This window comes from Roseateles agri (assembly GCF_034043675.1).
GTDB lineage: Bacteria > Pseudomonadota > Gammaproteobacteria > Burkholderiales > Burkholderiaceae_C > KK5.
In genome coordinates, this window is sequence record NZ_JAXCLA010000005.1 from 296,757 (window position 1) to 308,964 (window position 12,208).

Consider the following 12,208-nt stretch of genomic DNA (forward strand, 5'->3'; position numbering starts at 1 on the left):
CATGATGAAGCGGCTGCTGCCCGGCCTGCTGCTTTTCATCGCCAGCTTCGCGGCCGGCGCCGCGCCGCTGCCGTCGACCCAGATCGCCGCCGGCATCTACCTGCACTCCGGTGTCCAGGAAGACTGGCTGCCTGCCAACAACGGCGACATCGCCAATCTCGTCCTCATCACCGGCACGCGCTGCGCCGCGGTGGTGGACACCGGCGGCAGCCCGGCCGTCGGCCGCGGCTGGCGCGAGGCCGTCGCGCAGCGCACGAAGCTGCCCGTCTGCTACGTGATCCTGACCCACGCCCACGTGGACCACATGCTGGGCAATGCCGCCTTCGCCGGGCCGGACACCCGCTTCGTCGCCAGCGCCCGCTTCGCCGCCGCGCAGACGGCGCGCGAGGACTACATAGAGCACACCGTCGAACGCGATTTCGGCCAGCACCTGGCGGCGGCCGACTTCGTGACGCCCGCCCTCACCGCCACGCCGGACAAGCCGCTGCAGCTGGACCTCGGTGGCCGCACGCTGCGCATCGAAGCCTGGCCCACTGCTCATACCGACAACGACCTCAGCGTCTACGACGAGCAGACGAAGACGCTGATCCTCGGCGACCTGCTGTTCGCCGGCCACCTGCCGGTGCTGGACGGCAAGCTGCGCGGCTGGCTCGCCGTGATGGACACGCTGCACGCGCGCCGCGACGTGGCGCTGGCCGTGCCGGGCCACGGCCCGATCAGCCGCGACTGGCCCGCCGCACTCGATGCGCAGACGCGCTACCTGCAGGCGCTGCAACGCGATGTGCGCGCTGCGATCAAGGCGGGGCTTCCGCTGCAAAAGGCGGTTGACACGGTGCCCTGCGACGGCGCATCGTCCTGGCTTCTGGTGGATCAGTTCCACAAGCGCAACGTCACCGCTGCGTTCGCGGAGCTGGAATGGGAAGACTGAAACCATGATGAAGCTGACCCGACGCGCCATCCTGCTGAGCACCCTGCCGGCCTCGGCCCTCGCCCAGATCAAGACACCCGACGACGCCGACGCCAACGCCGTCTGGGACAAGATCCGCCCCAGCCTGTTCGGCAAACGCCCCATCGCCGCGGCCGATTCGGTGCTGGTGCTGGAAGCACCCGTGCGCGCCGAGGACGCCGCCGTCGTACCGCTGGCGATCCGCACGCAGGTCGAGCAGTCCGCGCAGAAGTACATCGACGCGGTCTACCTGATCATCGACAACAATCCCTCGCCGATCGCCGGCGTCTTCCACTTCACGCCCCGCAGCGGCCGCGCCGACATCGAGACCCGCGTGCGCATCAACGACTACGGCTACGTCCGCGCCGTGGCCGAGATGAACGACGGCAGCCTGCACATGGCCAGCCAGTGGGTCAAGGCTTCCGGCGGCTGCTCGGCGCCGGCCACCAAGGACCCGGCCGAGGCGCAGGCCACGCTCGGCCGCATGAAGTTCCTGCACGCCGGCGCGCTGGTGGACGGCCAGCCCAATCTCGTGCAGCTGATGATCAGCCACCCGAACAACAGCGGCCTCGCAATGGACCAGGCGACGCGCCAGTACGCGCCCTCGCACTACGTGCGCCGCATCAACGTCAGCTACGGCGGCCAGCGCGTGATGGACGCCGATCTCGACATCTCGATCAGCGAGAACCCGAACTTCCGCTTCTACGTCGTGCCGCAGGCCGGCGGCGGCGTGCTGAAGGCCGAGATCGAGGACTCGCACGACAAGCGCTTCGAGGCGACCCAGCGCCTTTGAGCCACACTTGCACTGAATTCACCCCCAAAGGACCTCATGGCCAAGAAGACCCCCGCCCCGAAGACCGCCGGCATCAACATCGGCATCAGCGACAAGGACCGCAGCGCGATCGCCCAGGGCCTGTCCCGGCTGCTTGCCGATACCTACACGCTCTACCTGACGACGCACAACTTCCACTGGAACGTCGTCGGCCCGATGTTCAACTCGCTGCACGCGATGTTCATGGCCCAGTACACCGAGCTGTGGAACGCCGTCGACCCGATCGCCGAGCGCATCCGCTCGCTGGGCCATGCCGCACCGGGCTCCTACGCGCAGTTCGCCTCGCTGAGCTCGCTGAAGGACGCGCCGTCCACCCCGCCGAAGGCGATGGACATGATCCGCATCCTCGTCGAAGGCCACGAGGGCGTGGCCCGCACCGCCCGCGAGCTGTTCCCCGCCGTCGACAAGGCCGACGACCAGCCCACCGCCGACCTGCTGACCCAGCGCCTGGCCATCCACGAGCAGACCGCCTGGATGCTGCGCAGCCTGCTGGAGGAATGAGCCAGGCCTAGGAGTCTGCGCGGCAGAACTACGCGTCTGTGGCCGGCGTCAACGAGTCGAACCGCCAGCTCGTTCCGACCGGGCGATTCGATCGCCGAAACACGCCGGCCAGCATCGGCAAGATCTTCACCGCCCGGCGGTGGAGCCAGACGACAAACGCCACGGTCGTTTCACGTCAACGTCTCTCAACCGTCAGAGGAGCAGTCTTCGTGATCGTCCCAAAGCCAAATCAAGCCGCCGCTGCCACATTGCTCAGCCTGGTCTGCAGCCTTGCGTCCGCAACCATTTACTACAACCCGTTCACGACTGCCAGTTGCTGCCTGGGTACTGCACCCTACGGCTCGACAAGCGTCGGCCAGACCTTCACGACCGCCGCTGGCACCTTGACGGCGTGGTCCTTCTTCGGTGGGAATTCCTTCAATTCCACCCTTCCTGAGCCCATCTCCGGAAACCTCCAGCTGGTCATTGCCGGTTGGGATGGCAGCAAGGCCGTCGGCCCCGCGCTCTACACGAGCCCAACCGTCGCCTACAACTACGACCCGAGCGAAGGACCCAATGTCATCAAGGAGTTTGCCTTCAACGGCATCGACACCAGCCTTGCCGCCGGCACCTACATCGCCTATCTGACGGTGGCGGGCGTGAGCAACCCGACCCAGGCGTTTTCGTTCGGAATTTCCGGCTGGAACGACGGACTGCCAGGCGCCTTGCGCTTCAAGGACTCGAACGGCGTTGATCCGCTGAGCTTGAGCACCCCCTGGAGCATCCTGTCCGCCAACCCGACCCTCAGCATGGCCTACAGCGCCACCATCGAGGCTGCCCCGGTCGCCGAGCCTTCGACCTACGCCATGACGCTGATGGGACTGGGGCTGTTGACTGCGTTCGCACGGCGCAAGAAGTCAATGTTCTACCGCGCGGGCTAGCGCCCGTCGAAGGCGATGCCGCAACGATCTCCACGTCCGTGACTGCTAGGTAGCAGAACCGTAGACGTGGAAACCGTCGAAATGCGCTTTGCCAAGCGCGACTCCCTGCTCACGCAGGATCGCGTAAGCCGTGCTGAGATGGAAGAAGAAGTTCGGCAGCGCGTACTGCAGGAGGAAGGCCGGCGGCGCTAGCTCGACAACGGCCTCTCCGGCGCGACTCTCGATCAGGCGCGAGGCATCAGCCCGCTCGAACTCTTCGCGCGTCAGTGACGCGAGCAAGGCCGCCGCGTGTGCGATGTGCTGGCGCAGGCCGGCGCAGGTCGCGGGGAACTCGCCATACGGTGGCAGCTCTCGGCCCGCCAGCGGGAAGCAGGCGCGCAGCGTGAAATTGGCGGCGATGACGACCTGCGTGGCGAAAGACAGCATGTCGGGCGCCAGCCGCGCCTGCAGCAGCGCTTCGTCATGGGCCTCGGCCGCATCGACAAGGCCGGCCAGGCGTTCGAGGTAGCGCTGGAAAACCGGCACCGAGGCATCGAACAGCGAGACCTTCATCACGGTCACCCGCCTGACGGCCGGCCCTCGAAGTGGAACAGCTGCACCAGCCGGCCGTTCTCCATCCGGTCGCCGAACAGCTCGGTGATCGAGTGGAAGAAATCGCTGCGGAACAGGATCAGCCGATTGAAGCGCATCGGGATCTCGAACAGCGCTTCCCAGGTGGCTTCGCGGCGCTGCAGCCACTCGTCGAAGCTCATCTTGCGGTTGGCCGGCAGGCTGCGCTTCTGGAAGTCGAGGAAGGAGGCGAAACTCTTGGCCTTCAGCTCCTCCAGCGCCGGCCGGCGCTCCCAGCCGCTGGCGCGGTGGCGGTAGAAGCGCGTGCCGCCCTGGCAGTGCTCGGGCAGGCTCAGGTAGAGCACGCCGCCGAAGATGTCCGTCAGGGTCGGATTGTCCACGTGCACGTCGGCACGCGCCGCATCATGGGCCAGGCTCACGCGCAGCGCGCCGTTGTCCAGCGAGTTCCATTTCACGTCGCGACCCAGCGCCTGGGCGATGTGCCGCATCGTCGGCTGGCTGGGCAGCGCCGGCGTCTGCACACCGGGGAAGTTGCCGTCGAAGGCCGTGCCGCCGGCCGCCGCCTGCGCCGCGCACAGGCGCAGGGCCTCATCGCGGAAGGCAAGCGGGTCGGGCAGGAAATCATCGATGACGACCAGGTCTCGCGCGGCGCTGGCCTCGATCAGCGCGGCACCGTCGAGGCTGTCCGCTAGCGATCGAAGCTGCGCTGCGACGGCGGCCGCATCGGGCGCCGGCCCGCTGGCACGGGCCCAGCCGATGTTCAGCCGCGGCGCGATGGCCGGCGACAACGCTCGCGCCCGTTCCGCGCTTGCCAGCGCCTCGTCCAGCGCCCAGCGGCGGTAACGCAGTTGCGCCAGCGTCTCGTGCCAGGCGGCCTGCGTGCCGTCGAGCGCCACGGCGGCTTCCAGGTGCCGCTCGGCCTCGTCGTTAGCACCCAGGCGCAGATGCATGTCGGCCAGCGAGGCACGCAGCCGCCCATCGGCCGGCTGCAGCAGGCAGGCCTGGGCCATCTGCGCCAGCGCTTCGGCGGGCCGGCCCAGTTGCAGCTCGGCGTTCGCCAGGTTGGCGCGGAACTCGGCCGACCCGGGCCGGCGCTCCACCGCACGCCGCACAAAGGCGATGCCCACCTGCCCCTGGCCGAGACCCAGGTAGGCCAGGCCCAGCAGCTGCATCGCGTCCGCATCATCCGGCGCGGCGATCAGCGCCGCCTGGTAGCGGGCGAAGGCGTCCTGCACGCGACCTTGCGCATGCAGCCTGCGGCCTTCGTCCAGCAAGCGCTGCGGGTCGCCGGCGCGGGTGTCGACGGGAGGAGTTCGGGGCCGGTTCTGCTGCTTCACGGGAACGGGACTATAGCGATTGCCGCTGCGCGAAATGGCGAATCGGCGCAACAATGCGCCGGCATCGACAACGGGGGACGCCACATGGCCGAGAAGCTGAGCAAGGAAGTCTGGGTCACCTTCACGAAGAAGAACAAGCTGAGCCTGGACGACGGCGCACTGCTCAAGGCGCTAGAGAAGTTCGACAAGTGCGACGAGAAGCAGCACGAGGCCCGCAGCGCGGCGCTGGAAGGCATCGTCGATCAGGTGAAGAAGCAAGTCGCGCTGCTCGTCAAGGCCAAGAAGGGGCTGGGCGACAAGCTCTTCGGCCAGGCCAAGGACAAGCTCTACGAGCTGCTGGACGAGGCGGAGAAGCTGCAGAAGTCCGAAGCCCACGCGGGGAATGCCGAGGACGAGGAGGCCGACAGCCCGACCCTGCTGACGAGCGCAATGATCCCGCTGGTGCGCACGTTGCAGAAGGGCGAGACCACGATGCCCGCGCTGATCGCCGTCACCTCGAAGAAGACCGCCGTGCTGATCTCGCGCCGCGCGATCTCGCCCGCGCGCCGCAAGCTGCTGGCCGAGTACCTGCAGGAGACCAGCGGCATCAAGTACCTCATGGCTCAGTGCACCGGTGCCTCCGGCCAGCTGGAGTTCCAGCTCGACAGCTCGCCGGGCGGGCTCTCGAAGAGGCTCAAGCAGGCGGTGTTCGACCAGACCGGCCTGCGCACGCGGATCACGCTGCGCTTCGGCGAGGAGAGCGAATCGGACGGCGAGGAAGAAGAAAGCGGCGGCGGCGCCGAAGCGGACGACCCGCTGCTCGCCACCTACATGGCGCGCTTCGAGGCGCTGGACGAACCCTACCGCCAGGCGCTGCGCCGCAACCCCGAGATGGAGGCCAAGCTGCTGGCGCTGCATGGCTTCGCCATCGACAAGGCGGAGGTGCATCAGTTCCAGGCAGCGCTGCAGGCGCTGGACCGGCTGGAGAAGCTGATCAACGAAACCCCGGCCGCCACTGCCGCAGGCGGGGCCAAGCCCGCGTCCTTCGTCGCCTTCACGCAGACCCGCCTGGCCTGGGACCAGACCCGCAAGGCGGTGCAGGCCGACCTGCGCAAGCTGGAGGCCGAGATCCTCGCCCGCTGCAAGGACGAGTCCGACTTCGCCGACATCGAGGTCGGCGCGAAGACGCTCTACGAGATGCTCGACGTGCTCGACGAGCGCCTGATCGACAAGCTCGACGAGGCGCTGAACGCCGCCACGCCGCAGGCCCGCCAGCAGTTGCACCTGCAGGCGCGCGAGATCGTCGACGAATACCTGGAGTTCGTGGAGACCGACGAACTGGTCGCCGACATCGATGCCAACGGCTTCGTCGACACCGCCGTGCGCTCCACGCTGACGGCGCGGCTGCATGACATGGCCGGCCGCCTGGCCTCGAGCTACGCCGCCTGAACCGCCTGAGGAAACACCACCATGCCGCTCACCGCACTGACCGACACGCAGAAGATCTTCCTCGACAACTACATCCGCAAGCATCCGCTGAAGGGCCGCAAGCAGAAGGATCGGGCCACGACCTTCTCCGACCTGCGGCAGAGCGTCATCGACCTGCTGCCCAACGTGCCGGCCACCGGCGACGGTGCGCGCTTCGCCCTCCGGCTGAAGGCCATCGATGCCAAGGCCGATGCCGGTGAATTCAAGATCGCGCGCGATGCGATGGCCAAGCTGCTCGGCGACCTGCGGACCCAGGGGGCCGGCTACTCGGCCGACGCCGACCTGGAGGCCTTGAAGACCATGGCCGCCAGCTTCGCGGCCGACGCGCAGAAAGCCCTCACCCACCACGACGCCTACCGCAACGTGCTGCGCCGGATCCTGCCCAAGTGCCAGGCCATCGACGTCAACGCGCTGCCCACCGGCGTGCGCGGCTCGCCGGGCTGGATCGCCACCGCCACTCCGCTGATCCAGGCCCGTGGCCCCGACATCACCGACATCGAGCAGGGGCTGGTGCAATGCCGGGACGAGCTCCGCCAGGTCGGCAGCTTCCTGAACATGGCCTACGAGAGCGCCGTCGACGGCCTGAACAAGCAGACGGCGCTGGCGGCCGAGATCGTCAAGGGGGACTCCTCCGCGAACACGCGCGATCTTGTCGACGCACAGCTGCGTCGCGCGCGAGTGCCTGCCTTCGCACCGCTGTGCGAGGCCGGCCAGCTCGGCACCTTCCTCAACGTCGATGCATTCAGGGAGCGCGAGGATCGCAACCTGCGCGCCATTGCCGCCCAGCTGCGCGTGCTGAAGGAGCAGGTGGCGGGCCTGACGGCCAACGCGGGCTTCGGCGACGTCGTCGACGAAGGGACCGTCGGCGCGAACGTCAAGGAGCAGGTGCGCCTGCGCGAGCAGCAGCGCAACCCGCGGCTCGCCGGTCTGGTCGGCCGCCGGCAGGCGCCGATCGACCGCATGGCGCAGCAGCGCGCGCTGGTGGCGCGCATGCAGGAGCGGCAGCGCCTGATCGCCCGACGCGACGTCAACTTCGACGCGCTGGAGGCGGAGCAACAGGCCGACCAGCAGGCGCTCGCCGCCCTCGGCGGCCCGCAGCCGGCGGACCTGAGCCAGAAGGTCGCGCCACCCAAGGCCTACAACGTGGCAGGCCTGGCCGCCAGCCTGCCCTCACCCACCGGCGACACGCTGCCCAGCGGCAACCCCGACACCGACTACGCGCCCGACGCCAAGGAACTGGCCCGGCTCGCCGACGCCAGCAGCACGGCGCTGCTGCTGCACATCGCCACCGAAGGCATCACCGATTTCGCCGGCGACGAGTTCTTCGACCTGAGCCTGCAGTCCGCCAAGGAATTTGCCGAAGCCTATTGCGCGGCCAAGGGCTGGACCGGCCCGCGGCTGACCGCGGGGCGCGCCAAGGTGGCGCAGGCAGTCGGCCAGGCGGTCTACGCGCGGGTGCTGAAGTTCAACGCCGAGAAGGTGGCCGACGACGGCCGGCCGATCGGCAGCGCCATCGATCCGAAGAAGGGCGAGGTCCTGATCGACGGCAAGGCCTACAGCCAGCCGAAGGAGCTGGCGCGCGGCGGCTTCGGCGTGGTCTCGCGCTACGAGAGCCTGGACCAGCCCGGCTCCTACGTCGTCGTCAAGAGCACGATCCGCGGCGAGGAGCCGCCGGCCAGCGCCGACGCCGGCGACCTTGCGGCCTACGAGGAAGAGGTCAACGACGGGCGCATGGCGATGAAGCGCGAGATCCAGGCGCACAAGCACCTGATGCGCGCCGCAGCGGCCACCAACGCCGAGGGCAGCGCCAACATCGTCGGCATGAAGGGCGCGATGGCGGCAGAGGACGGCAGCCTGCACATGGTGCTGGAGATCGTCGACGGCGGCGACATGGACGACAACCGCTTCGCGATGATGGTGGCGGCCAACAGCGGCGCCCTGCCCGAGGAGGCGCGCAACGTCCTCAACCAGGCGCGCATCAAGCAGGCGGTGCAGGGCATGAAGTTCATGCGCGACCAGGACCTCGTGCACTTCGACATCAAGGGCGCGAACTTCATGGTGGCCGGCGACGGCACGATCAAGGTCGGCGACTTCGGCTCCGCCGGCATCAGCGCCACCGGCGACGGCCAGGTCGCGGCCAGCAAGGACAACCCCGGCACCCAGGGCTTCGTGCCCGGCCAGGCGGCCGATGGCGACGTCGTCGACAGCAGTTACGACACCTTCGCCCTGGGCAAACTGATGCAGATCGCCCACCTGAACATCACCAACCCGCTGCAGGCCGGCTTCAAGACCGATCTGCCGCCGGAGTTCGAGCAGATCAACGGCGCACTGGCCCGGGTCACGAAGGCGATGACGGCGGCCGATGCCGACGACCGGCCGCAGCTGGAACAGGTGCTGGAGTCGAGCTACCTGAAGAACCTCGACGGCTTCGACCCGCAGGTCATCGACGAACTCTCGCGCACCGCTGTCGACTACTCGAAGGCGCTCAAGCGCGAAGCCGCCACCGTGCGCGCACAGGTGCCGCAGGCCGACCTGAAGCTCTGGGCCGGCAAGAAGGATCCGAACAGCCTCGGCTTCTCCGACCTGGCCGGCCCGATGCAGGTCGTCATCGGCAAGGCCCAGGCCAAGGCGCTGGAATTGCGCAAGCAGCTGGAAGCGCTGGGGCCGGCGCCCGTGGTGCCGCAAGGCGCCATCTCCGGCCAGGCACGGGTGCAGGCGGCGCTCACCAAGCACCAGGCCGAGAAGGCGCGCATCGAGACCGCCATGGCCACCGAGCTGGCGACCGTCAAGGACAAGCAGGCGCTGCTCGCGCTGTTCGGCCAGTCGGACGAAGCCAAGCAACTGGCGCAGCGCATGCGGGACATCTCCAACCAGTTGCTGCGCCCGTCCGGCCCCGATGCGCAGGACCAGGCGCCGCAACTGGGCGAGCGCCAGATCAAGCAGCAGATGGATCACTTCAAACTGCGCCTGGCCAGCATGTCGCCCGCCCTCACCCGAGCCAAGCTCAACCCGCAGTTGGTCCCGGCCGATCTGACGCGGCTGGCCAGCGAGGCCACCACCTTCGCGCGGCGCAACGACTTCGAACGCGCGAACGGCCTGCTGGACCAGTTGCAGCAGATCATCGGCGGCTGACCGCCTGCAGGACCACCGGCGCCTCGCACAGCGCCGGTGCGCCGCCGCGCCCCGGCTTGGCGCAGCACCGATCCCGCAGCCCGCGGCTAGGCACCGCCAGAGTGCCGTTCGGGCCCCTTCCCCACCTCGTTCCCACGTCAATCAGCTGGCACGCCCCATGCTTGTATACAAGTTGAGATACCTGGACACCACAGCGACATCAACCACGAGGAGCGTTCCATGGATGGGGCCAGCAAGACGACGACGAATCGGCGTGAATGGATCATCAGGACGGCGAGCACGCTGGGCGCAACGGGCGCGACAAGCCTGCTGGGCCTGCCCGGCATCGCCAGCGCGCAGAAGCCGCTGACCAGCGGCTTCATCTACGTCGGCGCCCGCGACGACTACGGCTACAACCAGTCGCACGCCGATGCCGCCGCGCTGGTCAAGAAGATGCCGGGCCTGAAGGTCGTCGAGGAAGAGAACGTGCCCGAGACGGTGGCCGTGCAGAAGACGATGCAGGCCATGGTGGCGCAGGACGGCGCGACCCTGTTGTTCCCCACCTCCTTCGGCTACTTCGATCCGCACATCCTGGCGCTCGCGGCCAAGAACCCGAACATCCGCTTCGCCCACTGCGGCGGCCTGTGGACCGAGGGCAAGCACCCGAAGAACGTCGGCAGCTTCTTCGGCTACATCGACGAGTGCCAGTACCTGAACGGCGTCGTCGCCGCCTACAGCACCAAGAGCAAGAAGCTCGGCTTCATCGCCGCCAAGCCGATCCCGCAGGTGCTGCGCAACATCAACGCCTTCGCGATGGGCGCCCGCTCGGTGGACCCGAAGATCACCGTCACCGTGATCTTCACCGGCGACTGGTCGATGCCCGTGAAGGAGGCCGAGGCCACCAACAGCCTGGCCGACCAGGGCGTGGACGTGTTCACGATGCACGTGGACGGGCCGAAGGTCATCGTCGAGACCGCCGCCAAGCGCGGCAAGTTCGTCTGCGGCTACCACGCGAGCCAGGCCAAGCTGGCACCCGCCGCCTACCTCACCGGCGCCGAGTGGAACTGGATCGTGGCCTACAAGCAGTTCATCGACGCCGCGCAGACCGGCAAGCCGCACCCGAACTTCGTCCGCGGCGGCCTGAAGGAAGGCTTCGTCAAGCCCTCGCCCTATGGCAGCAGCGTCGGCGAGGCCGCGCGCAAGAACGCCGATGCGGTCAAGGCCAAGATGATGGCGGGCGGCTTCGACATCTTCGTCGGCGAGCTGAAGGACAACACCGGCAAGGTGGTGATCCCCAAGGGCACGGCGCTGAAGCAGACCGATCCGGTGCTCGAGGGCATGAACTACCTCGTCGAAGGCGTCATCGGCAAGGTCTGACCCCGCCATGAACCGCCCCACCAGCCCCTCAAGCAAGTACGGCGAAGGCTGGTTCTCCGCGATGGAGAACCTGCTGTTGCCCGTCTTCGCGCTCGGCGCCGCGCTGCTGCTGTTCGGCCTGTTCGTCTGGTTCGACGGCAAGGATCCGGTCGAGACCTGGGCGCTGCTGTTCCGCGGTGCCTTCGGCGATGCGTTCTCCTGGCAGAACAGCCTGCAGCGCGCCGCGCCGCTGATGCTCACGGCGCTGGCCGTGGCGCTGCCGGCCAGCGCCGGGTTGACCGTGATCGGCGGCGAAGGCGCGCTGGTGCTCGGTGCGCTGGGCTGTGCGGCGCTGGCGCCGGCCGTGCCGGTCAACCTGTTCGGCATCGTGCTGATCCTGGCCGGTGGCGCAGTACTCGGTGGGCTGTGGGTGGCACTCGCCGCCTGGCTGCGTCAGTGGCGCGGGGTCAACGAGACGATCTCGAGCCTGCTGCTCAGCTACATCGCGATCGCGGTGTTCAAGCATCTGGTCGAGGGCCCGCTGCGCGATCCCGCGAGCCTGAACAAGCCCTCGACGAAGCCGCTGGCGGACGGCCTGCTGATCGGGCCGATGGCAGAGAACTGGCTCGGCGACGTGCACTGGGGCCTGGCCATCGGCATCGCACTGTGCCTGGTCGCGGGCCTGTGGCTCAGCTTCAGCACCTCGGGCTTCGCGGTGCGCGTGGTCGGCGGCAATGTGCGTGCGGCGCGGCTCGTCGGCCTGCCGGCGGACCGGCTGATCCTCATCGCCTGCATGGCCGGCGGCGGCTGCGCGGGCCTGGCCGGCGCAATCGAGGTGGCGGCTGTGCATACCAGCGCCAATGCCTCGGTGATCGCCGGCTTCGGCTACACGGGCATCCTGGTCAGCTTCGTCGCGCGGCACAACCCCTGGGCGATCCCGCCGGTGGCCGTGCTGTTCGGCGGCTTCGCGGCGGCAGGCAGCCTGCTGCAGCGGCGCCTGGGCCTGCCGGACGCCTCGGTGCTGGTGCTGCAGGGCTTTGCCTTCGTGATGATCCTGGCCGCCGAGGCGCTGCGCGGGCGCATGTGGCAGTTGCTGCTGACGCTGCGGCCGCGGCCGCCGGAGACGCCGCCGGCGATCGGGTCGATCCCTTCCTCCACGCCAACCTGA

10 protein-coding genes are annotated in these 12,208 nt (G+C 68.5%); 8 read left to right on the forward strand and 2 right to left on the reverse strand.

Translation table 11 applies throughout. The annotated features are described in order from the left end of the window. Position 1: 1 nt before the first annotated feature. Genes SNE35_RS16895 through SNE35_RS32100 form a run of 4 tightly spaced genes read left to right on the forward strand, consistent with a single transcriptional unit; the run spans position 2 to position 3,199 of the window. On the forward strand, positions 2-928 hold the full coding sequence (locus tag SNE35_RS16895; RefSeq protein WP_320424097.1) for a quinoprotein relay system zinc metallohydrolase 2: 927 nt from the start codon (positions 2-4) through the stop codon (positions 926-928). A gap of 4 nt (positions 929-932) precedes the next feature. Further along, entirely contained in the window at positions 933-1,739 is an 807-nt protein-coding gene (locus tag SNE35_RS16900; RefSeq protein ID WP_320424098.1) for a quinoprotein dehydrogenase-associated SoxYZ-like carrier, read from the forward strand. Positions 1,740-1,775: 36 nt separating this feature from the next. Next, entirely contained in the window at positions 1,776-2,279 is a 504-nt protein-coding gene (locus tag SNE35_RS16905) for a Dps family protein (protein ID WP_320424099.1), read from the forward strand. A 38-nt stretch (positions 2,280-2,317) separates the two neighbouring features. Further along, positions 2,318-3,199 (forward strand): PEP-CTERM sorting domain-containing protein, encoded by an 882-nt coding sequence (locus SNE35_RS32100; RefSeq protein WP_431312758.1) that lies wholly within the window; start codon positions 2,318-2,320, stop codon positions 3,197-3,199. A 45-nt stretch (positions 3,200-3,244) separates the two neighbouring features. Here the strand turns inward: SNE35_RS32100 and SNE35_RS16920 are convergent, their stop codons facing one another. Together SNE35_RS16920 and SNE35_RS16925 are read right to left on the reverse strand one after the other, a co-directional pair. After that, positions 3,245-3,751 carry a DUF1993 domain-containing protein gene (locus SNE35_RS16920; RefSeq protein ID WP_320424362.1) on the reverse strand — a complete coding sequence of 169 codons (507 nt, stop codon included), beginning with the start codon at positions 3,749-3,751 and terminating at the stop codon, positions 3,245-3,247. A 5-nt stretch (positions 3,752-3,756) separates the two neighbouring features. Beyond that, complete coding sequence (locus SNE35_RS16925) at positions 3,757-5,106, reverse strand: DUF6445 family protein (protein WP_320424100.1); 1,350 nt, start codon at positions 5,104-5,106, stop codon at positions 3,757-3,759. Between the two features lie 84 nt (positions 5,107-5,190). Here SNE35_RS16925 and SNE35_RS16930 point away from each other — a divergent pair, with 84 nt between their 5' ends. The 4 genes from SNE35_RS16930 to SNE35_RS16945 all read left to right on the forward strand — a co-directional run bounded on the left by SNE35_RS16930 (position 5,191) and on the right by SNE35_RS16945 (position 12,208). Continuing rightward, complete coding sequence (locus SNE35_RS16930; protein WP_320424101.1) at positions 5,191-6,534, forward strand: hypothetical protein; 1,344 nt, start codon at positions 5,191-5,193, stop codon at positions 6,532-6,534. A gap of 21 nt (positions 6,535-6,555) precedes the next feature. Then, entirely contained in the window at positions 6,556-9,705 is a 3,150-nt protein-coding gene (locus tag SNE35_RS16935) for a protein kinase domain-containing protein (protein ID WP_320424102.1), read from the forward strand. 219 nt (positions 9,706-9,924) lie between these two features. Further along, positions 9,925-11,061 carry a BMP family ABC transporter substrate-binding protein gene (locus SNE35_RS16940; protein ID WP_320424103.1) on the forward strand — a complete coding sequence of 379 codons (1,137 nt, stop codon included), beginning with the start codon at positions 9,925-9,927 and terminating at the stop codon, positions 11,059-11,061. A gap of 7 nt (positions 11,062-11,068) precedes the next feature. Continuing rightward, entirely contained in the window at positions 11,069-12,208 is a 1,140-nt protein-coding gene (locus SNE35_RS16945; protein WP_320424104.1) for an ABC transporter permease, read from the forward strand.

Coding starts and splice junctions, on each gene's coding strand:
- SNE35_RS16900 (WP_320424098.1), top strand. CDS start 933: ATGATGAAGCTGACCCGACGCGCCATCCTGCTGAGCACCCTGCCGGCC.
- SNE35_RS16945 (WP_320424104.1), top strand. CDS start 11,069: ATGAACCGCCCCACCAGCCCCTCAAGCAAGTACGGCGAAGGCTGGTTC.
- SNE35_RS16940 (WP_320424103.1), top strand. CDS start 9,925: ATGGATGGGGCCAGCAAGACGACGACGAATCGGCGTGAATGGATCATC.
- SNE35_RS16895 (WP_320424097.1), top strand. CDS start 2: ATGATGAAGCGGCTGCTGCCCGGCCTGCTGCTTTTCATCGCCAGCTTC.
- SNE35_RS16930 (WP_320424101.1), top strand. CDS start 5,191: ATGGCCGAGAAGCTGAGCAAGGAAGTCTGGGTCACCTTCACGAAGAAG.
- SNE35_RS16935 (WP_320424102.1), top strand. CDS start 6,556: ATGCCGCTCACCGCACTGACCGACACGCAGAAGATCTTCCTCGACAAC.
- SNE35_RS16905 (WP_320424099.1), top strand. CDS start 1,776: ATGGCCAAGAAGACCCCCGCCCCGAAGACCGCCGGCATCAACATCGGC.
- SNE35_RS16920 (WP_320424362.1), bottom strand. CDS start 3,751: ATGAAGGTCTCGCTGTTCGATGCCTCGGTGCCGGTTTTCCAGCGCTAC.